The 24,062-nt window shown below is 64.5% G+C and carries 23 protein-coding genes, 1 tRNA gene and 1 pseudogene; 11 read left to right on the top strand and 14 right to left on the bottom strand.

Features of this window, described 5'->3' with window-relative positions:
• Together BMI90_RS18885 and BMI90_RS18980 are read left to right on the top strand one after the other, a co-directional pair.
• On the top strand, nucleotides 1-241 hold a 241-nt coding region (locus BMI90_RS18885; RefSeq protein ID WP_210401952.1), incomplete at its 5' end, for a hypothetical protein.
• Nucleotides 238-1,260, top strand: a pseudogene (locus BMI90_RS18980) (recombinase family protein); the annotation flags it as partial. The gene BMI90_RS18885 and the pseudogene BMI90_RS18980, both read left to right, overlap by 4 nt.
• Before the next feature lie 132 nt (nucleotides 1,261-1,392).
• On the opposite strand, the gene BMI90_RS18975 reads toward BMI90_RS18980, so the two are convergent.
• The 3 genes from BMI90_RS18975 to BMI90_RS13265 all read right to left on the bottom strand — a co-directional run bounded on the left by BMI90_RS18975 (nucleotide 1,393) and on the right by BMI90_RS13265 (nucleotide 2,432).
• Nucleotides 1,393-1,545, bottom strand: coding sequence for a hypothetical protein (locus tag BMI90_RS18975; protein WP_246831551.1), 153 nt, complete (start codon nucleotides 1,543-1,545; stop codon nucleotides 1,393-1,395).
• 226 nt (nucleotides 1,546-1,771) lie between these two features.
• Nucleotides 1,772-1,847 (bottom strand) — tRNA-Ala (locus BMI90_RS13270).
• Between the two features lie 261 nt (nucleotides 1,848-2,108).
• Nucleotides 2,109-2,432: an FYDLN acid domain-containing protein gene (locus BMI90_RS13265; protein ID WP_078529959.1), complete on the bottom strand. Its 324-nt coding sequence runs from the start codon at nucleotides 2,430-2,432 to the stop codon at nucleotides 2,109-2,111.
• A 124-nt stretch (nucleotides 2,433-2,556) separates the two neighbouring features.
• Here BMI90_RS13265 and BMI90_RS13260 point away from each other — a divergent pair, with 124 nt between their 5' ends.
• From BMI90_RS13260 to BMI90_RS13245, 4 genes are all read left to right on the top strand, one after another.
• Nucleotides 2,557-3,252 carry a SprT family zinc-dependent metalloprotease gene (locus BMI90_RS13260; protein ID WP_246831550.1) on the top strand — a complete coding sequence of 232 codons (696 nt, stop codon included), beginning with the start codon at nucleotides 2,557-2,559 and terminating at the stop codon, nucleotides 3,250-3,252.
• Between the two features lie 31 nt (nucleotides 3,253-3,283).
• A complete protein-coding gene (locus BMI90_RS13255; RefSeq protein ID WP_078529957.1) occupies nucleotides 3,284-3,940 on the top strand; it encodes a GntR family transcriptional regulator in 657 nt (218 codons plus the stop codon).
• 181 nt (nucleotides 3,941-4,121) lie between these two features.
• Nucleotides 4,122-4,409 (top strand): 50S ribosomal protein L28, encoded by a 288-nt coding sequence (gene rpmB / locus BMI90_RS13250; protein WP_038077471.1) that lies wholly within the window; start codon nucleotides 4,122-4,124, stop codon nucleotides 4,407-4,409.
• A 180-nt stretch (nucleotides 4,410-4,589) separates the two neighbouring features.
• On the top strand, nucleotides 4,590-5,138 hold the full coding sequence (locus BMI90_RS13245) for a copper chaperone PCu(A)C (protein WP_078529956.1): 549 nt from the start codon (nucleotides 4,590-4,592) through the stop codon (nucleotides 5,136-5,138).
• Between the two features lie 15 nt (nucleotides 5,139-5,153).
• Here the strand turns inward: BMI90_RS13245 and meaB are convergent, their stop codons facing one another.
• A complete protein-coding gene (meaB, locus tag BMI90_RS13240) occupies nucleotides 5,154-6,140 on the bottom strand; it encodes a methylmalonyl Co-A mutase-associated GTPase MeaB (protein ID WP_078529955.1) in 987 nt (328 codons plus the stop codon).
• 130 nt (nucleotides 6,141-6,270) lie between these two features.
• On the opposite strand from meaB, the gene BMI90_RS13235 reads away from it, so the two are divergent.
• From BMI90_RS13235 to BMI90_RS13225, 3 genes are all read left to right on the top strand, one after another.
• A complete protein-coding gene (locus BMI90_RS13235) occupies nucleotides 6,271-7,023 on the top strand; it encodes a DUF3108 domain-containing protein (RefSeq protein WP_078529954.1) in 753 nt (250 codons plus the stop codon).
• Nucleotides 6,995-9,481 carry an ATP-dependent helicase HrpB gene (gene hrpB / locus BMI90_RS13230; protein WP_078529953.1) on the top strand — a complete coding sequence of 829 codons (2,487 nt, stop codon included), beginning with the start codon at nucleotides 6,995-6,997 and terminating at the stop codon, nucleotides 9,479-9,481. Before BMI90_RS13235 ends, hrpB begins: the two co-directional genes overlap by 29 nt.
• A 73-nt stretch (nucleotides 9,482-9,554) precedes the next feature.
• Nucleotides 9,555-10,058, top strand: a complete 504-nt coding sequence (locus BMI90_RS13225; RefSeq protein ID WP_078529952.1) for an acyl-CoA thioesterase — start codon at nucleotides 9,555-9,557, stop codon at nucleotides 10,056-10,058.
• An 85-nt stretch (nucleotides 10,059-10,143) separates the two neighbouring features.
• Here BMI90_RS13225 and BMI90_RS13220 read toward each other — a convergent pair whose 3' ends face one another.
• The 8 genes from BMI90_RS13220 to sucC form a co-directional block, all read right to left on the bottom strand.
• On the bottom strand, nucleotides 10,144-10,986 hold the full coding sequence (locus tag BMI90_RS13220) for a TerB family tellurite resistance protein (RefSeq protein ID WP_168172779.1): 843 nt from the start codon (nucleotides 10,984-10,986) through the stop codon (nucleotides 10,144-10,146).
• A 122-nt stretch (nucleotides 10,987-11,108) separates the two neighbouring features.
• Nucleotides 11,109-12,497, bottom strand: a complete 1,389-nt coding sequence (lpdA, locus tag BMI90_RS13215; protein WP_078529950.1) for a dihydrolipoyl dehydrogenase — start codon at nucleotides 12,495-12,497, stop codon at nucleotides 11,109-11,111.
• Nucleotides 12,498-12,603: 106 nt separating this feature from the next.
• Nucleotides 12,604-12,996 carry an MAPEG family protein gene (locus BMI90_RS13210; RefSeq protein WP_078529949.1) on the bottom strand — a complete coding sequence of 131 codons (393 nt, stop codon included), beginning with the start codon at nucleotides 12,994-12,996 and terminating at the stop codon, nucleotides 12,604-12,606.
• Between the two features lie 110 nt (nucleotides 12,997-13,106).
• The gene (gene odhB, locus BMI90_RS13205) at nucleotides 13,107-14,627 is read right to left on the bottom strand and encodes a 2-oxoglutarate dehydrogenase complex dihydrolipoyllysine-residue succinyltransferase (RefSeq protein WP_078529948.1); all 1,521 of its coding nucleotides are present in this window, start codon (nucleotides 14,625-14,627) and stop codon (nucleotides 13,107-13,109) included.
• Between the two features lie 4 nt (nucleotides 14,628-14,631).
• Nucleotides 14,632-17,586 carry a 2-oxoglutarate dehydrogenase E1 component gene (locus BMI90_RS13200; protein WP_078529947.1) on the bottom strand — a complete coding sequence of 985 codons (2,955 nt, stop codon included), beginning with the start codon at nucleotides 17,584-17,586 and terminating at the stop codon, nucleotides 14,632-14,634.
• A 198-nt stretch (nucleotides 17,587-17,784) separates the two neighbouring features.
• Nucleotides 17,785-18,213 carry a hypothetical protein gene (locus BMI90_RS13195; RefSeq protein WP_078529946.1) on the bottom strand — a complete coding sequence of 143 codons (429 nt, stop codon included), beginning with the start codon at nucleotides 18,211-18,213 and terminating at the stop codon, nucleotides 17,785-17,787.
• A 67-nt stretch (nucleotides 18,214-18,280) separates the two neighbouring features.
• Entirely contained in the window at nucleotides 18,281-19,168 is an 888-nt protein-coding gene (sucD, locus tag BMI90_RS13190; protein WP_078529945.1) for a succinate--CoA ligase subunit alpha, read from the bottom strand.
• Between the two features lie 4 nt (nucleotides 19,169-19,172).
• Nucleotides 19,173-20,366 (bottom strand): ADP-forming succinate--CoA ligase subunit beta, encoded by a 1,194-nt coding sequence (gene sucC, locus BMI90_RS13185; protein ID WP_078529944.1) that lies wholly within the window; start codon nucleotides 20,364-20,366, stop codon nucleotides 19,173-19,175.
• A gap of 236 nt (nucleotides 20,367-20,602) precedes the next feature.
• Here sucC and BMI90_RS13180 point away from each other — a divergent pair, with 236 nt between their 5' ends.
• Nucleotides 20,603-21,667: a glycosyltransferase family 2 protein gene (locus BMI90_RS13180; protein WP_158521716.1), complete on the top strand. Its 1,065-nt coding sequence runs from the start codon at nucleotides 20,603-20,605 to the stop codon at nucleotides 21,665-21,667.
• A 90-nt stretch (nucleotides 21,668-21,757) separates the two neighbouring features.
• Here the strand turns inward: BMI90_RS13180 and mdh are convergent, their stop codons facing one another.
• Nucleotides 21,758-22,720 carry a malate dehydrogenase gene (mdh, locus tag BMI90_RS13175; RefSeq protein WP_078529942.1) on the bottom strand — a complete coding sequence of 321 codons (963 nt, stop codon included), beginning with the start codon at nucleotides 22,718-22,720 and terminating at the stop codon, nucleotides 21,758-21,760.
• A 252-nt stretch (nucleotides 22,721-22,972) separates the two neighbouring features.
• On the opposite strand from mdh, the gene BMI90_RS13170 reads away from it, so the two are divergent.
• Nucleotides 22,973-23,719 (top strand): sulfite exporter TauE/SafE family protein, encoded by a 747-nt coding sequence (locus BMI90_RS13170; protein ID WP_078529941.1) that lies wholly within the window; start codon nucleotides 22,973-22,975, stop codon nucleotides 23,717-23,719.
• On the opposite strand, the gene BMI90_RS13165 is transcribed toward BMI90_RS13170, so the two are convergent.
• Entirely contained in the window at nucleotides 23,716-24,027 is a 312-nt protein-coding gene (locus BMI90_RS13165; protein ID WP_078529940.1) for a hypothetical protein, read from the bottom strand. The two genes, BMI90_RS13170 and BMI90_RS13165, sit on opposite strands and share 4 nt — an antisense overlap.
• Between the last annotated feature and the right edge of the window lie 35 nt (nucleotides 24,028-24,062).

Raw genomic sequence — 24,062 nt, 5'->3', positions numbered from 1 at the left:
AAACTTGTTCGTCGTCTTGCTCATGATGCTCCATCCTACTCAGGAGTTGGAGCCTCCGGCAAACATGGGGCGGTTCAATCTGGGATTTGAGGTGCGCCCACTGGAAGAATTCAGTGGAAAAGACGTCGAAAACCGCACTCAGAGCCCCAAAGCGGCCTTGGATCGGGTAAGATCGAAGGAGCAGCCAAATCTTGGAACCAATAGAAATTCCGGCCCGATGGGCGGTCTGGAGGTAGAATGACGAACAAAAACATTGAACAAGGGGACACGCGCGCGGTCATCTACTGCCGCGTGTCCAGCACAAAGCAGAAGACCGAAGGCAGCGGCCTCGAAGGTCAGGAGCATCGTTGCCGCCAATATGCGGCTGCGCAAGGCTACGAGGTCGAAGCCGTGTTCCCCGACGATGCGTCGGGCGGCGGCGACTTCATGAAACGGCCCGGCATGGTCGCGCTACTGACCTACCTCGATGCGCAGCCCGACAAGGACTACGTGGTCATCTTCGATGATCTCAAGCGCTTCGCGCGGGATACCGAGTTTCACATCAAGCTGCGGCGCGAGTTTCTGCAACGCGACGCGCGGATCGAATGCCTAAACTTCAAGCTCGACGATACGCCCGAGGGCAAATTCGTCGAAACGATCTTTGCGGCCCAAGGCGAGCTGGAACGCGAGCAGAACAGGCGGCAGGTGATCCAGAAGATGAAGGCGAGGGTCGAGAAAGGCTATTATGTCTTCCATCCGCCTGTGGGCTACCGCTACGCCAAGGATCGCATTCATGGCAAGTTGCTCGTCCGTGACGAGCCTGTGGCTTCGATCATCGCCGAGGCGCTCGAAAGCTATGCCAGCGGGCGGCTCGCGTCACAGAGCGAGGTGATGCGCTTCTTTGAGAGTAAGCCTGATTTCCCGAAATCCTCCGATGACGGCAGCGTCCGCATCACCAAGGTTAGGGAAATCTTGGAACGTCCAACCTACGCGGGATACGTCGAGGCCCCCAATTGGGGCGTCAGCTTGCGCAAAGGGCATCATGAGCCCCTTATCAGCTTTGCCACGCATGAGCGCGTCCAGGCGCGCCTCAAGGGCAATGCCAACGCTTCCGCGCGCAAGGACATCAACGAAGATTTCCCGCTACGGGGATTCGTGCTGTGCGACGATTGCGGGAAGGCTATGACCTCTTGTTGGTCCAAGGGGCGCAACAAGCACTATCCCTACTACCTTTGCGACACGCCCGACTGCGCGTCTAAACGCAAGTCTATCCCGCGTGCCGATATCGAAGAGGGAGCGGAAGCGATCCTTCGCTCTCTGCAACCCGCCACGCAGCTCTTCGATCTGGTCAGGGCCATGTTCATCGACGTTTGGGAAATGCGTCTCACCGAGGCGCGTAGCGCCAGAAAGACGCTAGAGTCCCAGATTAAGGACATCGACGGCCAGACTGAGGCGCTCCTTGATCGGATCGTCGAAGCGACGAGCCCGTCTGTCATTCAGGCGTATGAAGCGCGGATCGAAAAGCTGGAACGGCAGAAGATCAGGCTTTCCGAACAGGCGGCGCAAATTGTGCCTCCGAAGGGGCGCCTAGAGGAATTTATCGAACACGCCCTGACATTTCTGGGAAACCCTTGGTTTCTTTACGAAAAGGGCGGATTCGCCTTCAAGCGAACTGTGCTGAAATTGGCTTTCGCAGAGCCTCTGCGATACAGTCGCGATGGAGGTTATCGAACCGCTAAAATCACCTTTCCATTCAAGGTGTTAGCGGATTTCTCAACACAAAAGTGCGATTTGGTGGAGCCAAGGGGAGTCGAACCCCTGACCTCTTGAATGCCATTCAAGCGCTCTCCCAACTGAGCTATGGCCCCACCGGAGGTCCAGCGCGGGGCGTGCCCGGCTGCGTGGGGAGGCGTATAGGCAAAGCGCCGAGAGGGCGCAAGAGGAATTTTGCGCGTTCCGCGCGGATTTTCCGTGGCAACGGTTATTCCCTTGCGGCAGCGGAGGAAAACCGGCGCCGGACGCGATCGCCCGCACGGAATGAGGTGGGGCTGCAGGCGCGTGGCAGGCATGGAAAAAGGCGCGAAGGGATGCCCTCGCGCCTCGATCCGAACCCGTCCGGGGTAACCCGGTCAGCTGTCTTCCTTGTCCTCGGTGCTGACATCGGCGATGTCGTCGAGCGAGACGTTGTCGTCATCGTCATCCTCGAGCAGATCATCGTCGAGATCCACGTCGCCGGTGTCGGCGTCGAGATCGTCATCTTCGAGGTCGATGTCCTCTTCCTTCTGCGACGCGGTCTTGTCGGTGACCAGAGTGCGCGTGCTGCCGGCGTTCAACGCCTCCAGCGTGAAGGTGTTGTTGCAGACCGGGCAGGTCATCGGGTCGTTATTCAGGTCGTAGAAGCGGCTCGCGCAATGCGGGCAGAGACGCTTGACGCCCCATTCCTCTTTCGGCATGGAATTCTCCTGCACACTTATCCAGCAGAGTCGCAGCCAACTGCCACAGCACAGGCTGGGTGTCAAAGCCTTTTCGCGCGTTTTTTCAGGGCTGCGACTGCGCGGCCCGCCCAAGGGAGAGACATTGCCCCGCGAACCGCACATTCCCGAGCTGCCCGATCTGGAGCTGGTCCTGCGCCGCTCGGGCAAGGCGCGGCGCTTCTCGCTGCGGGTTTCGCGGGTCGACGGGCGCGTGGCGCTGACGATCCCGCGCGGCGCGAGCGAGCGCGCGGCGCTGGCATTCGCGCGGGCGCAGACCGATTGGTTGCGCAAGGTGCTCGACGAGGTCGCGCCGGTGCGACAGGTGCGATTCGGTGTCGAGATCCCCTTCGAAGGGCGGGCGCTGCGCATCGAGCCCGGGGCCTTGCGCGCACCGCGCATCGAGGGGGAGCGGCTGATCGCGCCCGAGGATCCAGCGCGGCTGGGGGTGCGGCTCGAGACCTTTTTCAAACATGCCGCGAGGGTACGGCTGCAAGCGGCAAGCGAGAGATATGCGGGCCAGCTTGGTCGGCCCTTCTCCTCGATTACCCTGCGCGACACCCGTTCGCGCTGGGGGTCGTGCAGCGCCTCGGGGGCGCTTTCCTACAGCTGGCGGCTGATCATGGCGCCGCCGGAGGTGCTCGATTACGTCGCTGCCCACGAGGTCGCGCATCTCGCGGAGATGAACCATTCGCCCGCTTTCTGGCGCGTCGTGGCAGAGTTGCGTCCGGGGTTCAAAGCCGAGCGCGCCTGGCTCAAGCGCGATGGCTCTGCGCTCCATGCAATCCGGTTTCGCGATTGACGGACGCTGCAAACGTGATCACAAAAGCGCCATGACCACGATTACCACCCGTCCGATCGAAACGGCTGCGCATGACCGGCTTTACCGGAACCTGCGCCAGCAGATCATGGTGGGAGAGCTGTTGCCCGGCACGGCGCTGACGCTGCGGGGGCTGGGCAAGCAATACAATGTTTCGATGACACCCGCGCGTGAGGCGCTGCGGCGGCTGGTGGCGGAAGGGGCTCTGACGCTGTCGAGCTCGGGGCGGGTGACAACGCCGGAGCTGTCGAACGAGCGCATCGAGGAGCTGGCCGCCTTGCGGGCGTTGATCGAGCCGGAACTGTCGGCGCGGGCCTTGCCGCGTGCCCACCTCGCACTGATCGACCGCCTCAGCGCGGTCAATGTGGCCAATGCCGAAGCTGTCGCGAAACAGGATGCGGTGGGCTATATCCGCACCAACCTCGAATTTCACCGCACGCTCTACCTGCGTGCTCAGGCGCCCGCGATGCTGGCGGTGATCGAGACGGTCTGGTTGCAACTCGGCCCGACGATGCGCGCGCTCTACAACAAGGTGCAGCGCAACGAGCCGCCGCGCCATCACCGGATGATTCTCGCAGCTCTCAGGGCAGGGGACGAACCGGCGCTGAGGCTGGCCGTGCGAACCGATGTGACGCAGGGTTTGCGCCATCTGGCGCAGCGGGGCTGGTAAAACAGGGCGATCAAAGGCCCCCATGCCTCCATAAAAACGGCTTGAGCGACTTGACGCGGAGCAGGTTTGGCCTTATTCCGCGCCAACGGATTTTCGGGCGCTGCCAGACGGCGCCCTTTGATGTTGGGGCCGGAGCGCGATTCGCGTGGGCTGGCCGGGAAAGAAACGAAGGAAGAATGCCATGTCGCGCGTTTGCGAACTGACCGGCAAGGGCCCGACCACGGGCAACAAAGTGAGCCACGCGAACAACAAGACGCGTCGCCGCTTCCTGCCGAACCTGAACGATGTCACCCTGATCTCGGACGTCCTGGGCCAGAGCTTCAAGCTGCGTATCTCCGCGGCCGGCCTGCGTTCGGTCGACCATCGCGGCGGTCTCGACGCGTTCCTCGCCAAGGCGAAGAACGAAGAGCTGTCGGCGAAGGCGCTGAAGATCAAGAAAGCGATCGAAAAGGCCCAGGCTGCCGCCTGATCCTCGTGATCCGACAAGATTGCGAAGGCCCCGCTGGTTGTCCCGGCGGGGCTTTTGCCATGCGCGGAGGATGCCAGGTCGGTCTTGGCTTTGCATCGCCTTGCGCGACGCGCTAGCTTGAGGGCCACGCGCGAACCGGCCACCTTCCGACAGAGGAGGGGCCATGAGGAGGACACCCCTATGATCCGCAAATTCCTGATGCTGGCGGCCGCCTGCACGATCGCCATGCCCGCCTTCGCCGACGAAATCGAAATCGTCGACGCCTATGTGCGCAGCTCCAGCCCGATCGCGAAATCGGCAGCGGCCTTCATGGATATCCGCAACACCACCGATCGCGACGACCGGCTCGTCTCGGCCAGTTCCGATCTCGCGGCGCGGGTCGAGCTGCACACCCATCAGGTCGGCCCCAATGGCGAGATGCAGATGCGCGAGGTCGAGGGCGGCTTCCCGATCCCCGCCCATGGGGGGCATCTGCTGGCCCGTGGCGGCGATCACGTGATGATGATGGGGCTTGGCCATCCGATCCATCAGGGCGATCTGGTGCGCCTGACGCTGGTCTTCGAGAAGGCGGGAACGATGGTGCTCGATGTGCCTGTGGATCTCGAACGCGGTCAGGACATGACGCAAGACGATCCGGTCACCCATGGTGAGGTCAGCCATGGCGGCATGACCCACGGCGAGATCACCCATGGCGATCCGCAGCTTGGCAAAACCGAAAGCGATATGTGAGGATTGCGCGGCGGCCTAGCCGTGCAGCAACTCCAGCATCGTGGCCGCCGCCGCCGAAGGCGCGTTCTGCCCATCGGCCACTGCATCGCCGAGCTCGGTCATCTTCGCGCGGATCTGCGGATCTTCGCGCAGCCGGGCCAGCAGCCCCTCGCGCACTTCGGCTTCGAACCAGTGGCGCGCCTGCTCGGCCCGGCGGCGGTCGAAATGCCCGTTCGCGCGACGCCATTCGGCGAGAGTCTGCATCTCTTCCCAAGCCTTTTCCAGCCCGTGTTCCTCGATCGCCGAGACGGGCAGCGCTTTGGGGAACCCCTCGGGATCCTGCGGGCGTTTGCGCAGCAGGCGCAGTGCGCCCGCGTAATCGGCCACCGTGCGCATTGCCGCCGGTTTCAGATCGCCATCGGCCTTGTTCACCAGGATCAGGTCGGCCATCTCCATGATGCCACGTTTGACGCCCTGCAGCTCGTCGCCGCCCGCGGGCGCCATCAGCAGAACGAAGAGATCCACCATCTCGGCCACCAGCGTCTCGGACTGGCCGACGCCCACGGTCTCGATCAGCACCACGTCGAAGCCTGCGGCCTCGCACAGGCTCACCGCCTCGCGGGTGCGCCGCGCGACACCGCCGAGATGGGCTTGCGAGGGTGAGGGGCGGATAAAAGCGTTGGGATCGCGCGAGAGGCGCTCCATGCGGGTCTTGTCGCCGAGGATCGAGCCGCCCGAGCGCGCCGAGGAGGGATCGACCGCCAGCACAGCGACGCGCAGCCCCTTGGCCGTCAGCATCATCCCGAAGGCCTCGATGAAGGTCGATTTGCCGACGCCCGGCGTGCCCGAGAGCCCGATACGCAGCGCCTGACGCCCTTCGCCGGCCAGTGCGTCCAGTAGCGCCGTGGCCTTCGCGCGGTGCTCGGCGCGTCCCGATTCCACCAGTGTGATCGCGCGGGCAAGGGCCCTGCGGTCGGCGGCGAGGATGCGGGTGGCGAGATCGGCGGGGCTTTGGTCACTCATCGGCGGGCTTTCGCTGATTTTTTGCTTTCGTGTCAAAACTGACATGAGACGTGAAGACTTATCGGTTACTTGCCTTCACCCTGCGACCTATGTCCAGAGCGAATGGAAAATTCCCGAGGTGAACAAAGCAATGACCTCTCTTCTGACCCGCATCTCTTGGCCGCTCGCCGGTGTCATGGCCGCGGCCATGCTCGCAACGCCGATTGCCGCCGTGCCGGCGCGCGCCGATCAGAGCGACCGGATCGTTTTCGACGTGGAGCTCAAGGGTATCCGCGCGGGCGAACTTTCGATCAATGGCAAGATCACCGAGGGCGCCTATGGCGCGAACGGTGTGTTGCAGACGGCGGGGCTCGTGGGGTTCCTGCGCAAGATCAAGTTCACCGCGAGTGTTTCGGGACTGTTTTCGGATGGCCGCTTCACTCCGCTCAAATATACCGAGGTGGATGACGCGCCGAACCGCGATTCCCGCCATGAGATCATCTACAACAACGGCACCCCGGTTTCGGTCAGCCGCGTGCCGCCGCGCAAGCCCAAGGACCGCGACGTCGATCCGGCGAAACAGGGCGGCACGGTCGACCCGCTGACCGCGCTTTATGCGGTGCTGCGCGACGTGCCGCGCGACGAGGCCTGCAAGCTTGACGTGAAGATGTATGACGGGGCGCGGCGGTCTCAGGTGCGCCTGTTCGATCCCAAGCCCGATGGCAAGGGGCTCGTCTGCTCGGGCGAGTATCGCAGGCTCGAGGGCTTCTCGGAGAAGGACATGAAGGAGAAGAGCCGCTTCGCCTTCACCCTCTATTACGATCCGAGCGCTAAGGGCGGTTTGCAGGTCGACCGGATCGAAACCGATACGATCTATGGAAAAGGCCGCCTCACTCGGCGATAAGGGCCGGGTGAGCAAGGACAACCTCTCCCTTCCGATTGATGCGGTGCTGCCCGAGCTGCGGGCGGCGCTGTTGGCGCATGGCCGCGCGGTGCTGATGGCGCCTCCCGGGGCGGGCAAGACGACGCGCGTGCCGCTGGCGCTGCTCGATCAGGTTGAAGGCCGGATCGTGATGCTCGAGCCGCGCCGGTTGGCCGCGCGCGCCGCCGCCGAACGGATGGCCGAGACCTTGGGCGAGAAGGTGGGCGAGACGGTCGGCTACCGGATCAGGGGCGAAGCGAAGGTCTCGAAAACCACCCGGATCGAGGTGGTGACCGAGGGCATCCTGACCCGCGTGCTGCAATCGGACCCGGAGCTGTCCGGCATCGGCTGCGTGATCTTCGATGAATTTCACGAACGCTCGCTCAATGCCGATCTCGGGCTGGCGCTGGCCTGGGAGGTGCGCGGCGCGCTGCGGCCCGATCTGGCGCTGGTGGTGATGTCGGCGACGCTCGATGCCGAGCCGGTGGCGGCGTTGCTGGACGATGCGCCGATCGTGGTATCCGAGGGGCGTGCCTATCCGGTCGAGACGCGCTGGCTGGATCGTCCGGTGGATAGCTCGATGCGCTTCGAGGCGGCGATGGCGGGGTTGATCGTGGAGGCCGCCGGGGCGACGAGCGGCAGCCTGCTGGCCTTCCTTCCGGGCGAGGGTGAGATCCGCCGCGTTGAGGGGCTACTGAAGGGGCGCTTGCCCGATGATATCGCGATCAGGCCTCTGTTCGGGGCGATGGAGTTCGCCGCCCAACGCGCCGCCATCACGCCCGCACCCTCGGGGCGCAAACTGGTGCTGGCCACCGCCATCGCCGAGACCTCGCTGACGATCGAGGATATCCGCGTCGTGATCGACGGCGGCAAGGCGCGGCGCGCGCGGTTCGATCCGAGTTCCGGCATGGCGCGGCTGGTCACCGAGCCCGTGAGCCGTGCCGAGGCCGAGCAGCGCCGGGGCCGTGCGGGGCGCGTGGCCGAGGGGATCTGTTACCGGCTTTGGACCAAGGGCGCGGAAGGGGCGCTGCCCGCCTTCGCCCCGCCCGAGATCGAGGTGGCGGACCTGACGGGGCTAGCGCTGGAACTCGCGGTCTGGGGCAGCGATGGCGAGGATCTGGCCTTCCTGACCCCGCCGCCTGCACATGCGATGGCCGAGGCGCGCGCGCTGCTGGAGGAATTGGGCGCGCTGAAATCCGGGCTGATCACCGAGCATGGGCGCAAGCTCGCGAAACTGCCGCTGCATCCGCGGCTTGGCCATATGCTGCTGACGGCGGGTGCGGAGGCCGCGCCCCTCGCGGCGCTTCTGGCCGAGCGCGATCCGCTGCGTGGCGCGCCCGCCGATCTGACCCTGCGCCTCAGTGCCGTTCGCGATCCCAGACGCTTCGAGGCGCGCCACCCCTACACGCCCCATCGCGGCACGATCGAACGTATCCGCTCCGAGGCGAAGCGTCTCGCCCGTCTCGCGCCCGACACGCGTGAGAGCTATTCCCCCGCCGAGCAGCTCGCGCTCGCATACCCTGATCGTGTGGGCCTGCGCCGCAAGGGCGATGCGCCGCGCTTTGTGCTTTCGGGTGGCAAGGGGGCGGTTGTGGCCGAGGGCGATCCGCTGGGGGCGCAAAGGCTGATCGTGGTGAGCGATCTCGACGGCGATCCGCGCGAGGCGAAAGTGCGGCAGGGCATCGCGATTTCCGAGGCCGAACTGCGTCGCCTCTATGCCGACCAGATCGCCTGGGAGGACGTCTGCGACTGGTCGAAACGCGAGGGCCGGGTGATCGCGCGCAGGCAGGAGCGCTTCGGGGCGCTTGTGCTCGACGATCGCGTCTGGAAGGACGCCCCGCGCGAGGCGCTGGCCCATGGAGCGCTGGCCGGGCTGCGCCAGATCGGGCTGCCGATGAGCGCGGCGGCACGCCGCCTGCAGGCGCGGGTGGAGCTGTTGCGCGGGCAGGGCGCCGACCTACCCGATTTCTCCGACGAGGGGTTGCTCGCCTCTGCCGAGGACTGGCTGTTGCCCTACCTTGGCAAGGCGCGCACCGAGGCCGATCTGCGCAAGATGGAGCTGACCGATGCGTTGCGCGCGGCGCTCGACTGGGAGCAGATGCAGCTGGTGGACCGCCTTGCACCGGCGCATTTCGAAACGCCGCTGGGCCGCCGCGTCCCCATCGACTACGCGGGCGAGGCGCCCGGTATCGAGATCCGCCTGCAGGAGATGTTCGGCGTCACGACCCATCCCACGGTCGGTCCGAAACGCCTGCCGCTGCGGATCACGCTGCTATCGCCCGGCCACAAGCCCATTCAGGTCACGATGGATCTGCCGGGGTTCTGGGCGGGATCTTATGCCGATGTGCGCAAGGATATGCGCGGGCGCTACCCCAAGCACCCCTGGCCCGAGGACCCGCGCGAGGCGGATCCGACCCTGCGCGCCAAGCCCCGAAAGTGAGTGCGCGCATTTGCCCTGATTGACCCTGTGCCCCGCTTTGGGCCAAATCGCGCGAAAATGACGAGGGACATCCATGACCGAAACGCTGAGCTTCGAGGACCGCAAGCGCCTCGTGATGACCGTGCTGATGACGCCCGATCAGGCGAATTTCTCGGGCAAGGTGCATGGCGGCGCGCTTCTGAACTGGCTCGACCGGGTCGCGTTCTCGCTCGCCTCGCGCTACTCGCAGCGCTACGCGGTGACGCTGAGCGTCGATCAGGTGACCTTCCAGCAACCGATCAATGTGGGCGAGCTGGTGACGTTTCGGGCCAGCGTGAACCATACCGGGCGCACCTCGATGGAGGTCGGTATTCGGGTCGAGGCCGAGAACATCACCGCCGGCACGCGGCGCCACACCAATAGCTGCTATTTCACGATGGTCGCGGTGGATGAAAACGGCAAACCCGCTGAAGTGCCCAAACTGGAGCCCGCGACGAAGGAAGAAAAGCACCGCTGGCACGCGGCCGAGCTGCGCCGGGCGCTGCGCCGGGAATTCGCCGCGAAGATGGAAGCTGCGGCCGATCACGACGAGGATTGAGGCCGCCAGGCGCTTTGTCATCGTGCCTTCCGAACGACAAGGGGCCGCCTCCGTGCCGCCCCTTGTCTTGTGTGGCACTTGCCTCTCAAGCGGGCACGGCAGAGCCATGCAGCAGTGCGGTGCGACGCTCGGGCGAGATCTTGAAGGCCTTGGAGAGCTGCGAGATGAAGGCGATCTCGGCTTTCTCGAATTTCCCATCGGCCATCGCGACCAGCATCGCGGCACGCAGCACCAGCTCTTTCGCCTCGGTTTTCAGCCCCTTGCCGAGGGCTCGGAAATCCGCCGGTTGCAGATCGCTGCGCGACATCTCCGCGATTTCGGCGATCAGGCGCGGATCGCAGTCTTCTCCGGTCAGCCTTGTGACGATGCTTGCGATCGTGGCGACCTCGTGGGGGCTGACCGCGCCATCGGCCTTGGCCATCGCGCAGGTCACATCCGCGATGCGCTGCGCGACCGGGGGGAGCGCTCCGAGCGCAGCTTTGCGCTGCTTTGCGGCCCGACCCTGGCCCAGCCGCGCGCGCAGCAGTATCAGCAGGAGAAAACCGATCGCACCGAAGGCGATATAGCCGTTCATCTTCTGCGCCGTGCTGAGCTGAGGCTCGTCGGGCAGATCGGCCGGGAAGATCCCCGCCTGCTTGCCTGCTGCGAGCTTTTCGGCCGTGATGGGGTAATATTGCCCTGCGTCGCATTTGCCCGCGGCCATCGCGTAGCCATCGGCGCTGTAATAGATCGGAATGCCGAAGACATGGTTTTTCGTCTTGAGCGCGCAGAGCGACAATGCGCCCTTGCCGTCCGGATCTGGGAGCGGGATGGCGGCGACGAATTCGAGAAACTCGCTATGACCGAGCCGTCCGCGGGCTTCGGCCTGTGTCGCCGTGGTCGCCAGCGCCGCAAGGAGAACGAGCGCCGGAATGGATCTGGGGTGCATGACAGGCTCCAACTCAAACTCAAATAGGCCCGGGCGAGACGCCACGGGCCTATCGAGAATCGCTGTCATTTGCGGCCTGAATAGGGCTCTAACCCGGCAATTGTTTACCGGGCGACCCTCAATCAGGCGTGGATCGCACCGTCACCGCAAGCCAGTGCCGCCTCGCGCACCGCCTCCGAGAAGGTCGGGTGGGCATGGCAGGTCAGCGCCACGTCCTGCGCGGAGGCGCCGAATTCCATCGCCACGCAGATCTCGTGGATCAGGTCGCCGGCGCCGGGGCCGATGATGTGGCAGCCGAGGATACGGTCGGTTTCCTTGTCCGCGATCAGCTTCACGAAGCCTTCCGACTGGAACACCGCCTTGGCGCGGCCATTGCCCATGAAGGAGAACTTGCCGACCTTGTAGGCGCGGCCCTCCTGCTTGAGCGCTTCTTCGGTCTTGCCGACCGAGGCGACCTCGGGGGTGGTGTAGATCACGCCGGGGATCACGTCGTAATTGACGTGGCCGTGCTTGCCGGCGATGACCTCGGCCACCGCCATGCCCTCGTCCTCGGCCTTGTGCGCGAGCATCGGGCCGACGATCGCGTCGCCGATCGCGTAGATGCCCTTCACATTGGTCGCCCAATGCGCGTCGGTCTTGATCTGACCGCGCGGCAGCATCTCGACGCCCGCGCCCTCAAGACCGAGGCCCTCGGTGTAGGGCTTGCGGCCCGTTGCGACGAGCACGGTTTCGGCGTCGAGGGTGGCCTCGCTCTCGTCCTTGCGGAGCTGGTATTTGACGGTCGCCTTGCCGCCTTTGACCTCGACACCCTGCACGGCGGCGCCGAGCACGAATTTGAGGCCCTGCTTGGACAGGATCTTCTGGAAGTTGCGGGCAACCTCGCCATCCATGCCGGGGGTGATCGCGTCGAGATACTCGACCACGGTCACCTCGGCGCCGAGGCGGGCATAGACCGAGCCCATCTCAAGGCCGATGACGCCCGCGCCGATCACCACCATCGACTTCGGCACTTTCGGCAGCGAGAGCGCGCCGGTCGAGGTCACGACGGTCTTCTCGTCGATCTCGATGCCGGGCAGCGAGGCGGGCTCGGAGCCGGTCGCGATCACGATGCTCTTCGCGTTGTGGACCTCGTCGCCGACCTTCACCTGACCGGCAGCCGGGATCGAGCCCCAGCCCTTGAGCCAGTCGATCTTGTTCTTCTTGAACAGGAACTCGATACCCTTGGTGTTGCCGTCGATCACGTCCTGCTTGTAGGCCTGCATCTGCTTCCAGTCGACCGAGGGAGCTTTGCCCTTCAGGCCCATCTTGGCGAAGTTGTGCTCGGCCTCGTGCAGCGAATGGGTGGCGTGCAGCAGCGCTTTCGAGGGGATGCAGCCCACGTTGAGGCAGGTGCCGCCCAGGGTCTCGCGGCCCTCGACACAGGCCGTCTTGAGGCCCAGCTGCGCGCAGCGGATGGCGCAGACATAGCCGCCCGGGCCGCCGCCGATCACGATCACATCATAGTCTGCCATTGGTCTTGCTCCTTGAAGTCTTGGCGCGCGATCTCGGCGCGCGGAGTTTGTCTTTGCGCGGCAGCCCCGCGCGGGTGTCAGTTTTGCGCGGAGACCCGCGCGGGTGTCAGATCAGCGCGGCCACGACCAGCGCCAGGATTGCGAAAAACGAAAAGCCCCAGATGAGCGAGCGCCACGGCACAAGCCCCATCAGATAGGCCGGAATATAAAGGATACGCGCGATCAGGAAGCACACCGCCGCGCCTGCGGTAACCTGGTCGGCCTGACCCGAGAGCACCACGATCAGCACCGCAGGGGTGAAGAGGATCAACCCCTCGAAGGAGTTGTTCACCGTGCGCTGCAACCGCCCCAGCAGGACCGATATCTCAGGTGCTGCCTTGTCGCGCGGGCTCAGCGGGTAGCGCGTGCCCAGCTCGCGATTGGCCGTGATCGAATAGGCGACCATCAGGCCGAGATGGAGAAGCAGCGCAAGGGCGAGGGTGGTGAGTTCGGGGGTCATGTGTCGCTCCCGGTGGAGAGGGCGGACCGGGGGGCTGCCTGCCCCCCGGACCCCCCGGGGATATTTGGACCAAGAGGAAGGGGCAGGGACTGCCGCCTTCGTTCCTGTCTTTACAGATCCATCAGCAGGCGGCGCGGGTCTTCCAGCGCTTCCTTGACGCGCACGAGGAAGGTCACGGCGCCTTTGCCGTCGACGATGCGGTGGTCGTAGCTCAGCGCGAGATACATCATCGGCTTGATGACGATCTGGCCGTTTTCGACCATCGGACGCTCTTGGATCTTGTGCATGCCGAGGATGCCCGATTGCGGCGGGTTGAGGATCGGCGAGGACATCAGCGAGCCGTAGACGCCACCGTTCGAGATGGTGAAGGAGCCGCCCTGCATCTCGGCCATCGACAGCTTCCCGTCGCGCGCACGCACGCCGTATTCGGCGATCTGCTTCTCGATCGAGGCGAAGCTCAGCTGGTCGGCGTCACGCACGACCGGCACGACGAGACCATTGGGCGTGCCCACCGCCACGCCCATATGGACGTAGTTCTTGTAGACGATTTCGTTGCCGTCGATCTCTGCGTTGACTTCCGGCACTTCCTTGAGCGCGTGGCAGCAGGCCTTCACGAAGAAGGACATGAAGCCGAGTTTGACGCCGTGCTTCTTCTCGAAGAGGGTCTTGTACTCGTTGCGCAGATTCATCACGCCCGACATGTCCACCTCGTTATAGGTGGTGAGCATCGCGGCGGTGTTCTGGCTGTCCTTGAGACGCTTGGCGATGGTCGCGCGCAGGCGGGTCATCTTCACGCGCTCTTCGCGGCTGGCATCGTCTGCATTGACCGGCCCGCGCGGAGCCTGTGCCGGGGCCGGGGCCACGGCGACGGTCGCCGGTTTCGGAGCGTCGGCCGCCTTGGCCACGTCTTCCTTCATGATCCGGCCATCCTTGCCAGAGCCCTGAACCGAGGCCGGGTCGATGCCCTTCTCGGCCATCAGCTTCTTGGCCGAAGGCGCATCTTCGACGTCCTTGCCGCCCGCCGACGCCGGAGCGGCTTCGGCCGGAGCGGCGGCGGCGGGTGCAGCAGCCCCAGCCGAGGCGCCCTCGGAGATCACGGCGAGCTTGGCCGAAGCGTCGACGGTCGTGCCTTCCGCGGCGACGATCTCGGTCAGCACGCCCGCGGCGGGGGCGGGAACCTCGACCGAGACCTTGTCGGTCTCGAGTTCGCACAGCATCTCATCGGCCGCGACCGTGTCGCCGACCTTCTTGAACCACGTCGAAACCGTTGCCTCGGTGACCGATTCACCAAGGCTGGGCACCATCACATCGACCATCTTTCCCTCGTTCGATTGGGGTTGGGCGGCTGCCGCCGCCGGTTTGTCTTCCTGCTTCGGAGCGGCGGCCGCAGCCCCCGCCTCTTCGATCGTGGCGAGAAGGGCTGCAACGCCCACCGTGTCGCCTTCGGCGGCGACGATCTCGCCAAGCGTGCCGGCGGCGGGCGAGGGAACCTCGACCGTCACCTTGTCGGTTTCGAGCTCGCAGAGCATCTCGTCGGCGGCGACCGCATCACCCGGTTTCTTGAACCAGGTGGCGACGGTGGCTTCCGTGACGCTCTCTCCGAGCGTGGGAACGCGGACTTCAGTGGACATCGGTTCAACCCTCCAGTGCATCGTTGACGAGCGCGTCCTGCTCGGCCTTGTGGCGGCTGGCCAGACCCGTTGCGGGCGAGGCCGAGGCCGCGCGGCCAGCATAGCGCGCACGTCCGTGTTTCGCGTCGATCTTGGCCAGAACCCATTCGATATAGGGTTCGACGAAGGACCAGGCGCCCTGGTTCTTCGGCTCTTCCTGGCACCAGACGATCTCGGCATCCTTGAAGCGCGTGAGCTCTTTGGTCATCGCCTGGGCGGGGAACGGGTAGAACTGTTCCAGACGCAGCAGGTAGACATCGTCGAGGCCACGTTCGTCGCGCTGCGCGAGCAGGTCGTAATAGACCTTGCCCGAGGAGATCACGACGCGCTTGATCTTGTCGTCCGACTTCAGCTTGAGATCCGAATTGCCCATCTCGGCATCGTCCCACAGAACGCGGTGGAAGGTGGAGCCGGTGGTGAACTCCTCGGCCTTCGACACGCATTTGGGGTGACGCAGCAGCGATTTCGGCGTCATCAGGATCAGCGGCTTGCGGAAGTCGCGATGGATCTGGCGGCGCAGGATGTGGAAGTAGTTGGCCGGCGTCGAGCAGTTCGCGACGATCCAGTTGTCTTCCGCCGAGAGCTGAAGGTAGCGCTCGAGACGCGCCGAGGAGTGCTCGGGGCCCTGACCTTCGAAGCCGTGCGGCAGCAGGCACACGAGGCCCGACATGCGCAGCCATTTGCGTTCGCCCGAGTTGATGAACTGGTCGAACATGATCTGCGCACCGTTGGCGAAATCGCCGAACTGGGCTTCCCAGAGCGTGAGCGCCTTCGGCTCGGCCAGCGAGTAGCCGTATTCGAACCCGAGCACCGCATATTCCGAGAGCATCGAGTCGATCACCTCGTAGCGCGCCTGCCCCTCACGGATATTGTTGAGCGGGTAGTAGCGGTCTTCGGTGTTCTGGTCGATGAAGGCGGAGTGACGCTGCGAGAAGGTGCCGCGCGTCGCGTCCTGACCCGACAGGCGCACCGGGTAGCCCTCGGTCACCAGCGAGCCGAAGGCGAGCGCCTCTGCGGTTGCCCAGTCGAAGCCGGTCCCGGTCTCGAACATCTGCTTTTTGTTTTCGAGCAGACGCGTGACGGTCTTGTGCATCGCGAAGCCATCGGGCGCGGTCACGAGCGCCTTGCCGACCTCCTGGAACGTGTCGGGCGCGATTGCGGTGCTGCCGGGCTCGTATTCGCCCTTCTCCTGCTCCATGCCCGACCAGCGGCCATCGAGCCAGTCGGCCTTGTTGGGCTTGAAGACCTTCCCGGCTTCGAACTCTTCGTTCAGGTGCGACTGGAAGGCGGCCTTCATGTCCTCGATCTCGCCTTCGGGGATCAGCCCGTCAGCCACGAGACGTTCGGTGTAGAGCTGCAGCGTCGTCTTGTGGGTCTTGATCGACTTGTACATCACCGGGTTGGTGAACATCGGCTCGTCGCCTTCGTTGTGACCGAAGCGGCGGTAGCAGAAGATGTCGAGGACAACGTCCTTGTGGAACTTCTGGCGGAACTCGATCGCGACGCGGGCAGCGTGCACGACGGCCTCCGGATCGTCGCCGTTCACGTGGAAGATCGGGGCTTCCACCATCAGGGCGATGTCGGTCGGATAGGGCGAGGAGCGCGAGAAGTGCGGCGCGGTGGTGAAGCCGATTTGGTTGTTCACGACGATATGGATCGTGCCGCCGGTGCGGTGGCCGCGGATGCCCGAGAGCTGGAAGCACTCGGCCACGACGCCCTGGCCCGCGAAAGCCGCATCGCCATGCAGCAGGACCGAGAGCACCTTGGTGCGATGCTCCTGATCGTTGAGCTGGTCCTGCTTGGCGCGCACCTTGCCGAGCGCGACGGGGTTCACCGCTTCGAGGTGCGAGGGGTTCGCCGTCAGCGACAGGTGGACCTTGTTGCCATCGAATTCACGGTCGGCCGACGCGCCGAGGTGATATTTCACGTCGCCCGAGCCGTCCACGTCCTCGGGTTTGAACGAGCCGCCCTGGAATTCGTGGAAGATCGCGCGGTAGGGCTTTTGCAGCACGTTCGCGAGTACCGAGAGGCGGCCGCGGTGCGGCATGCCGACCACGATCTCTTCGAGACCGAGCTGGCCGCCCCGCTTGATGATCTGCTCCATCGCCGGGATCAGCGCTTCGCCACCGTCGAGGCCGAACCGCTTGGTGCCCATGTATTTGACGTGCAGGAACTTCTCGAACCCTTCCGCCTCGACGAGCTTGTTGAGGATCGCCCGGCGTCCGGTCTTGGTGAAGGTGATTTCCTTGCCGTAGCCTTCGATGCGCTCTTTCAGCCAGGCCGATTGCTCGGGGTCGGAAATATGCATGTATTGCAGCGCGAAGGTGCCGCAATAGGTCCGCTTGAGCACGTCGATGATCTGGCGCATCGACGCAATCTCGAGGCCGAGCACGTTGTCGATGAAGATCGGACGATTCATGTCGGCATCGGTGAAGCCGTAGCTCTTGGGGTCGAGCTCGGGGTGATGCTCATGCTCGCGCATGCCCAGCGGATCGAGATCGGCGTTCAAATGGCCGCGAATCCGGTAGGCGCGGATGATCATCAGGGCACGGATCGAGTCGAGCACGGCGCGTTTGACCGCCGCTTCGTCCAGCGCGATACCCGCCTCGGCGGCCTTCTTCTTGATCTTCTCGCCAGCGGCCTTGCCCTCTGCCATCACCGGCCATTCGCCGGTCAGCGCGGCGGTGAGGTCATCGGCGGCGACCGGCGGCCAGTCCGTGCGTTCCCAGCTCGCGCCCGTGGCGGATTTCCTCACATCCTGATCGGGATCGCCGAGCGAGGCGAAGAACGCGGCCCAAGCGGTATCGACCGAGGAAGGATCCTCGACGAATTTCGCATAGAGCTGCTCCACGTACTCGGCATTCGCGCCTTGCAGGAACTGCGAGGCATTGAACTGGTCGTTGGGGGATTGGTCTGTCATTTTCCTCACCTCGGTGCGGTGAACATCAAACTGTGTGGCGGTCCGGTCAGGGATGGGCCGCGTGTGTGAGCGGGGGTGCGATATCGGGTGTCACGTGGTTGCCGCCCGGTGCGATCGCAAGGGGGCACGCAACGGCAAACGGGACAATGTGGATTTGAGCGGAGCAGGGCATGGCAGGGAACTCCGGCGTGCGGCACATCATGACAGGCACTCCACGACGAGCACCTGCACCCCCGGAGCATTGTCCTCCGGACGCGTGATGTAAGAGCTTTGCACCGGGCTGCCGCGCTTCGCGCAGATCCGCGTCGGGGCCTGATCAACCGTGCCGGGCTGGGCTGCGACGGGATCGAACCAGACATAGGCGGGTTTCGTGCCGAGCTGAACGGCCGCGACCGCGTCGCCATTGATGCCCGTCAGGGTCTGGAACATGCCGTGCGAACGCTCGTCGCGCGGCACGGCCGGGGCAGGGGCATGCGCAGTCAGATCAGAGGCCTGCGCGCCTGCGGGAGCGAGAGTGCCCCCCGGCCCGATCGAGGCGGACCGGCTCTCCACGCAACCTGCCAGCAGAGCGCAAGCAACCAGCCCCGTAAGCGGGCGGGTGGTGCGCCGTGCTCTGGCGAGTGGCATGGGTCCGGTCCTTTCGTCGTGAGACCGGAGCCGCGCGAACGCGGCCCCGCTTGTCTTCAGTTCGGGCTTATTCGCCCTTGATCGCCTTCATCACGGCTTCGCCGAGCGTGGCGGGGCTGTCAGCGACGACGATACCGGCCGATTTCATGGCTTCGATCTTCGACTCTGCATCGCCCTTGCCGCCCGAGACGATCGCGCCGGCATGGCCCATGCGGCGGCCCGGAGGTGCTGTGCGGCCCGCGATGAAGCCAGCGGTCGGCTTCCAGCGGCCCTTCTTGCGCTGCTCGGCGAGGAATTCCGCGGCTTCTTCTTCCGCCGAACCACCGATTTCACCGATCATGATGATCGACTGGGTTTCCGGATCGTCGAGGAACATGTCGAGCACGTCGATATGCTCGGTGCCCTTGATCGGGTCACCGCCGATGCCGACGGCCGACGACTGGCCGAGGCCCATGTCGGTGGTCTGCTTCACGGCCTCATAGGTCAGCGTGCCCGAGCGCGACACGACGCCGACCGAACCGCGCTTGTGGATGTGGCCGGGCATGATGCCGATCTTGCAGGCGTCGGGCGTGATGACACCGGGGCAGTTCGGGCCGATCAGGCGCGACTTGGAGTCGATCAGCGCGCGCTTGACCTTCATCATGTCGAGGACCGGGATCCCCTCGGTGATGCAGACGATCAGTTCCATTTCCGCGTCGATCGCCTCGAGGATCGAGTCGGCCGCGAAGGGCGGGGGAACGTAGATCACGGTCGCGTTCGCTTCGGTCACGGCCTTGGCTTCGTGCACCGAGTTGAAGACCGGCAGGTCGAGGTGCTTCTGACCGCCTTTGCCCGGGGTCACGCCGCCGACCATCTTGGTGCCGTAAGCGATCGCCTGCTCCGAGTGGAACGTGCCCTGCGAGCCGGTGAAGCCCTGACAGATGACTTTGGTGTTTTCGTTGACGAGAACTGCCATGATATTAGCCCTTCACCGCTTTGACGATTTTCTCTGCGCCATCCGACAGGTTGTCGGCGGCGATGACGTTGAGGCCGGAATTGGCGATGATTTCCTTGCCCTTCTCGACGTTGGTGCCTTCGAGGCGCACGACGAGCGGGACCTGCAGGCCGACTTCCTTGACCGCGGCGATAACGCCCTCGGCGATGATGTCGCAGCGCATGATGCCGCCGAAGATGTTCACGAGGATGCCTTTGACGTTCGGATCCGACGTGATGATCTTGAACGCCTCGGTCACTTTCTCTTTCGTGGCGCCGCCGCCGACGTCGAGGAAGTTCGCGGGCTCGGCGCCGTAGAGCTTGATGATGTCCATCGTGGCCATCGCGAGGCCCGCGCCGTTCACCATGCAGCCGATCTCACCATCGAGCGCGATGTAGTTGAGGTCGTACTTGGAGGCTTCGAGTTCTTTCGGATCCTCTTCGGTCTCGTCGCGCAGCGCGGCGATGTCCGAGTGGCGGTAGACGGCGTTGCCGTCGAAGCCGAGCTTGGCGTCGAGAACCTTGAGATTGCCGTCGGTCATCACGATCAGCGGGTTGATCTCGAGCATCTCCATGTCCTTCTCGGTGAAGGCACGGTAGAGATTGCCGAGCAGCGCGACCATCTGCTTGACCTGCGGGCCTTCGAGGCCCAGCGAGAACGCGACGCGACGGCCGTGGAAGGCCTGGTAGCCCGTGGCCGGGTCGATCGAGAAGCTCAGGATCTTTTCGGGGGTCGAGGCCGCGACTTCCTCGATGTCCATGCCGCCTTCGGTCGAGGCGACGATCGAGATGCGCGAGGTGGCGCGGTCGACGAGCAGCGCGAGATACAGCTCGCGCGAGATGTCCGAGCCGTCTTCAATATAGATGCGGTTGACCTGCTTGCCGGCCGGACCGGTCTGGTGCGTCACCAGGGTCTTGCCGAGCATCTGCTTGGCCAGCGTCTCGGCCTCTTCGACCGACTTGGCGAGGCGAACGCCGCCCTTTTCACCCGCTTCGGGCTCCTTGAAGTGACCTTTGCCACGGCCGCCGGCGTGGATCTGAGCCTTCACGACCCAGAGCGGGCCGTCGAGCTCGCTCGCGGCGGTTTTGGCTTCTTCAGCCTTGAGAACGACGCGGCCATCCGAGACCGGAGCGCCGTAGCTCTTGAGGAGCTGTTTGGCCTGATATTCGTGGATATTCATCCTTGGATACCCCATGCTGGTGCGATTTGCAGGGGTTCTAGGCGCTTTGAGACTTCACTCAAACTGAAATCGCGACAATTCGCCTCGCTCGGCCTGAAAAAACGACATATGTGATCACAGGCCCAAAATGTGTGATCACAAATGCCAAAATGCTGCACTGTGGCATGCGGGCACTGGCACGACTCGCGAAAATCGAGTCAGTTGCGGGAAAGGGACAGTCGAAGCATGACAGGCGTATGACGCAAAGTGAAGAGATGCCGCGCTGGGGCGTCGTGGCCACCGTGGATGAGCCCGCAGCGCTGGTCGCGGCCTATGTCGCGCATCACCGCGCGATCGGGGCGAGCGAGGTTCATGTGTTCTTCGACCGGCCCAACCCCGAGGCCGAGGCTCTGATCGGCGGGGTCGACGGCGTGTTCGTCCACCATTCGGGCGAAGATGGCTGGGCGCGGGGCTGGCGCAACAAGCGACCGGCGCGCCATCAGGGACGGCAGAAATACAATGCGACCCGGACCCTGGCCGAAACCGATCTGGATTGGCTCATCCATTGCGATGCGGACGAGTTCGTGAGCCTCGCGCGCCCGCTCGAATGGGAACTGGCCAAGACCGGGGAGCAGAAGGCGTGGCTGCGGCTCGAGGTGGACGAGCGCTGTTATCTGAGCAAGGCGCCCGGCGCCGATATCTTCGCGGGTGCCTTCCGCCGACGCTGGGATGGTTTCGCCGAGGAAGGGCTGCTGTTCTATGGTTTGCGCGCGCGCTACCTGCACAAGGGGCTTGCAGGCCATGTCGCGGGCAAGCCGGTGGTGCGCTCGGGGCGCGGCTATGCGATCGGGGTGCATTTCCCGCTCAGCCATTGGGACAGCACGGTCAACGATCTGCCCTATCGACCCAGCTACAACGCGCGGCTGATGCATTTCGACGGGCTTACGCCGCTGCATTTCCTGCTCAAGATGCTGCGTCGGGTGACGACCAAGGTGACGGGGCAGCCGGTGCCCTATGTCAATTCGCGCACCGCCCAGTTCAACGAGGCCGCCTTGCGCGCCGAAGATCCCGATGAGCTGATGCGGCTGTGGTGGGACGTCCAGGGCCTGCGCGATTACGAAGCCGAGGAACTGGCGGCGCATGAGCTGTTGATCCGCCCGCAGCTGGCCATCGCCGAGGAAACACACGCGCTCTTTGGAGATAAGGTCGATCTGAGCCCAGCAGGGTTCGATCGCGCGCTGATCCGTCACGAGGCGGATCTGATCGGCCGGCTGCACGACGCGTTTGGCTTTGACCCCGAGCCGCTCGTCAGTTCAGCGTGACCATCATCGCCCTGACGGACTCGCCGGCCAGAAAACGCAAAGAGCGCGCCCGAAGGCGCGCCCCAAATTCGGATCAGGCTTGATTTTCGATCAGGCGAGGGTGCTGTCGATGCCCTTGCAGGCTTCCACGAGGCCCTTCACCGCGTTGACCGAATTGTCGAACATCGCCTGCTCGTCCTTGTTGAGCTTGATGTCGATGACCTTCTCGATGCCGCCAGCGCCGATCACAGTCGGCACGCCGACATAGAGACCGTCGAGGCCGAGCGCGCCTTTGACGTAGGCTGCGCAGGGCAGGACGCGCTTCTGGTCTTTCAGGTAGGCTTCCGCCATCTCGATCGCCGAGGTCGCCGGGGCGTAGAAAGCCGAGCCGGTCTTCAGCAGGCCGACGATCTCGGCGCCGCCGTCGCGGGTGCGCTGGATGATCGCGTCGAGCTTCTCCTGGGTGGTCCAGCCCATTTCGACCAGGTCGGGCAGCGGGATGCCGCCAACGGTCGAGTAGCGGGCGAGCGGCACCATCGTGTCGCCGTGGCCGCCGAGCACGAAGGCGTTGACGTCGCGCATCGAGACGCCGAATTCGACCGACAGGAAGTGGCGGAAACGCGCGGAGTCGAGCACGCCGGCCATGCCGACGACTTTCTCGGCCGGCAGGCCCGAGAACTGCTGCAGAGCCCAGACCATCGCGTCGAGCGGGTTGGTGATGCAGATCACAAATGCGTTGGGCGCGTGCGCGGCAATGCCTTCGCCGACGGACTTCATGACCTTGAGGTTGATGCCCAGCAGGTCGTCGCGGCTCATGCCCGGCTTGCGCGGAACGCCGGCGGTGACGATGCAGACATCTGCGCCCGCGATGTCGGCGTAATCATTGGTACCCTTGAAGGTGCCGTCGAAGCCTTCGGAGGGGCCCGATTCCGCGATGTCGAGGGCTTTGCCTTGCGGCGTGCCTTCGGCGATGTCGAACAGCACGACGTCGCCGAGTTCCTTGATGGCGGCGAGATGAGCGAGCGTGCCGCCGATCTGACCGGCGCCGATAAGGGCGATCTTGGGTCTGGCCATTTGGTCCTCCGGGTGGGTGGATTGGGTAAATCTGACGCGGTTCAACTAGCTCTTTGGTTCCCAAAGGGCAAGGGTGCTGCGCTGCGGCGGGGCGCGGAAGCGAAAAAATGTATGCAAATGTATGCCGAAGCGGTCCGCTTTCGGACTTTGCTTACATTCTCTTTTCGGGGCTGCGGTTCCCTTCGACCCGTCCCCATGCAACTCAGGGACAACGGTCGGGCAGGGCGATTCTCGATCGGGAGGGAAAACGCGATGTTGGAACTGAGTGTGACGGGCTGGGCCCTGGCACTTCTTGCTGCGGTGATGGTCGGCCTGTCGAAGGGCGGTATCCCGATGGCGGCATCGATCTCGGTTCCGGTGTTGGCGATGGTGATGGATCCGGTCGCGGCCGCGGGGCTCTTGCTGCCGGTCTATATCGTCGCGGACATTTTCGGCCTCTGGGCCTATCGCAAGGCGTTCGACCGGCGTGTGCTCGCGATCATGATTCCCGCCACGACGATCGGGATCGGCATTGGCTGGGCCACCGCCGAGATCGTGTCCGAGCGTTGGGTGACGCTGATGGTGGGGACGATCGGTGCGGTGTTCGCGCTCAACGCGCTGTTCCGGCATCGGCCCGGCGCGCGCCAGGAGGCGAAGGTCGCGCCGGGGCTGTTCTGGGGCACGATTGCGGGCTTCACCAGCTTCGTCAGCCATTCCGGCGCGCCGCCCTTTCAGACCTACACGATCCCCCTCAACCTCCCCAAGCAGGTATTCGCGGGCACAGCGACGGTGCTGTTTTCCTATGTGAATCTGGCCAAGCTCGGCCCCTACATCGCTTTGGGCGAGGTGAACTGGGATTCGTTGGGCACGGCGATGATCCTCGCCGTTCCGGCCTCGGGAGCGGTGTTTCTCGGGGTTTGGCTGGTGAAGCGGATGCCCACCGAGATCTTCTACAAGATCGTGATCTGGGCGCTGCTGCTGATTTCTCTAAAGCTGATCCACCAGGCGATTTTCGCCTAGAGCGCGGTGTCCTGAGCCGGCAGCGTTTCGGCAAGCGCTTCGAACGCTTCACCCGAGGCGATCAGGCAGCTTTGCCCGTTCGCGCGCGTAACGAGGATCGTCCAACTCCCGCTTTCGGAGGCGAAGATCTCGAGCACCGCGTTGTTTTCCGCCAGCGCGATGGCGCGGCGGGTCTCGAGATAGCGGGTCTGGAGTTGCGACACGAGATCGGCGCGCTGGCCGCAAGAGGCGGTTTCGGCGGGCGCGCGCTGCGCAAGCGCAACCACCAAAGCGAAGCCGAGGGAGAGGCCGATCATCTTTTGCAGCATAACGCGCCCTTTCGTCACAGAAGTTCCGAGCCTGC

This window comes from Thioclava sp. L04-15, assembly GCF_002020275.1.
GTDB classification, from domain to species: domain Bacteria; phylum Pseudomonadota; class Alphaproteobacteria; order Rhodobacterales; family Rhodobacteraceae; genus Thioclava; species Thioclava marina.
This window is presented reverse-complemented; position numbering and strand designations above follow the sequence as displayed.

Excerpts from the sequence above, each read along its gene's own strand:
- BMI90_RS13225 (WP_078529952.1), top strand. The coding sequence starts at position 9,555 with ATGACCGAAACGCTGAGCTTCGAGGACCGCAAGCGCCTCGTGATGACC.
- sucC (WP_078529944.1), bottom strand. The coding sequence starts at position 20,366 with ATGAATATCCACGAATATCAGGCCAAACAGCTCCTCAAGAGCTACGGC.
- BMI90_RS13245 (WP_078529956.1), top strand. The coding sequence starts at position 4,590 with ATGATCCGCAAATTCCTGATGCTGGCGGCCGCCTGCACGATCGCCATG.
- lpdA (WP_078529950.1), bottom strand. The coding sequence starts at position 12,497 with ATGGCAGACTATGATGTGATCGTGATCGGCGGCGGCCCGGGCGGCTAT.
- BMI90_RS13220 (WP_168172779.1), bottom strand. The coding sequence starts at position 10,986 with ATGCACCCCAGATCCATTCCGGCGCTCGTTCTCCTTGCGGCGCTGGCG.
- BMI90_RS13195 (WP_078529946.1), bottom strand. The coding sequence starts at position 18,213 with ATGCCACTCGCCAGAGCACGGCGCACCACCCGCCCGCTTACGGGGCTG.
- meaB (WP_078529955.1), bottom strand. The coding sequence starts at position 6,140 with ATGAGTGACCAAAGCCCCGCCGATCTCGCCACCCGCATCCTCGCCGCC.
- BMI90_RS13265 (WP_078529959.1), bottom strand. The coding sequence starts at position 2,432 with ATGCCGAAAGAGGAATGGGGCGTCAAGCGTCTCTGCCCGCATTGCGCG.
- hrpB (WP_078529953.1), top strand. The coding sequence starts at position 6,995 with ATGGAAAAGGCCGCCTCACTCGGCGATAAGGGCCGGGTGAGCAAGGAC.
- BMI90_RS13255 (WP_078529957.1), top strand. The coding sequence starts at position 3,284 with ATGACCACGATTACCACCCGTCCGATCGAAACGGCTGCGCATGACCGG.
- sucD (WP_078529945.1), bottom strand. The coding sequence starts at position 19,168 with ATGGCAGTTCTCGTCAACGAAAACACCAAAGTCATCTGTCAGGGCTTC.
- BMI90_RS13170 (WP_078529941.1), top strand. The coding sequence starts at position 22,973 with ATGTTGGAACTGAGTGTGACGGGCTGGGCCCTGGCACTTCTTGCTGCG.
- BMI90_RS13165 (WP_078529940.1), bottom strand. The coding sequence starts at position 24,027 with ATGCTGCAAAAGATGATCGGCCTCTCCCTCGGCTTCGCTTTGGTGGTT.
- mdh (WP_078529942.1), bottom strand. The coding sequence starts at position 22,720 with ATGGCCAGACCCAAGATCGCCCTTATCGGCGCCGGTCAGATCGGCGGC.
- BMI90_RS13180 (WP_158521716.1), top strand. The coding sequence starts at position 20,603 with ATGACGCAAAGTGAAGAGATGCCGCGCTGGGGCGTCGTGGCCACCGTG.
- rpmB (WP_038077471.1), top strand. The coding sequence starts at position 4,122 with ATGTCGCGCGTTTGCGAACTGACCGGCAAGGGCCCGACCACGGGCAAC.
- BMI90_RS13235 (WP_078529954.1), top strand. The coding sequence starts at position 6,271 with ATGACCTCTCTTCTGACCCGCATCTCTTGGCCGCTCGCCGGTGTCATG.
- BMI90_RS13200 (WP_078529947.1), bottom strand. The coding sequence starts at position 17,586 with ATGACAGACCAATCCCCCAACGACCAGTTCAATGCCTCGCAGTTCCTG.
- BMI90_RS13210 (WP_078529949.1), bottom strand. The coding sequence starts at position 12,996 with ATGACCCCCGAACTCACCACCCTCGCCCTTGCGCTGCTTCTCCATCTC.
- odhB (WP_078529948.1), bottom strand. The coding sequence starts at position 14,627 with ATGTCCACTGAAGTCCGCGTTCCCACGCTCGGAGAGAGCGTCACGGAA.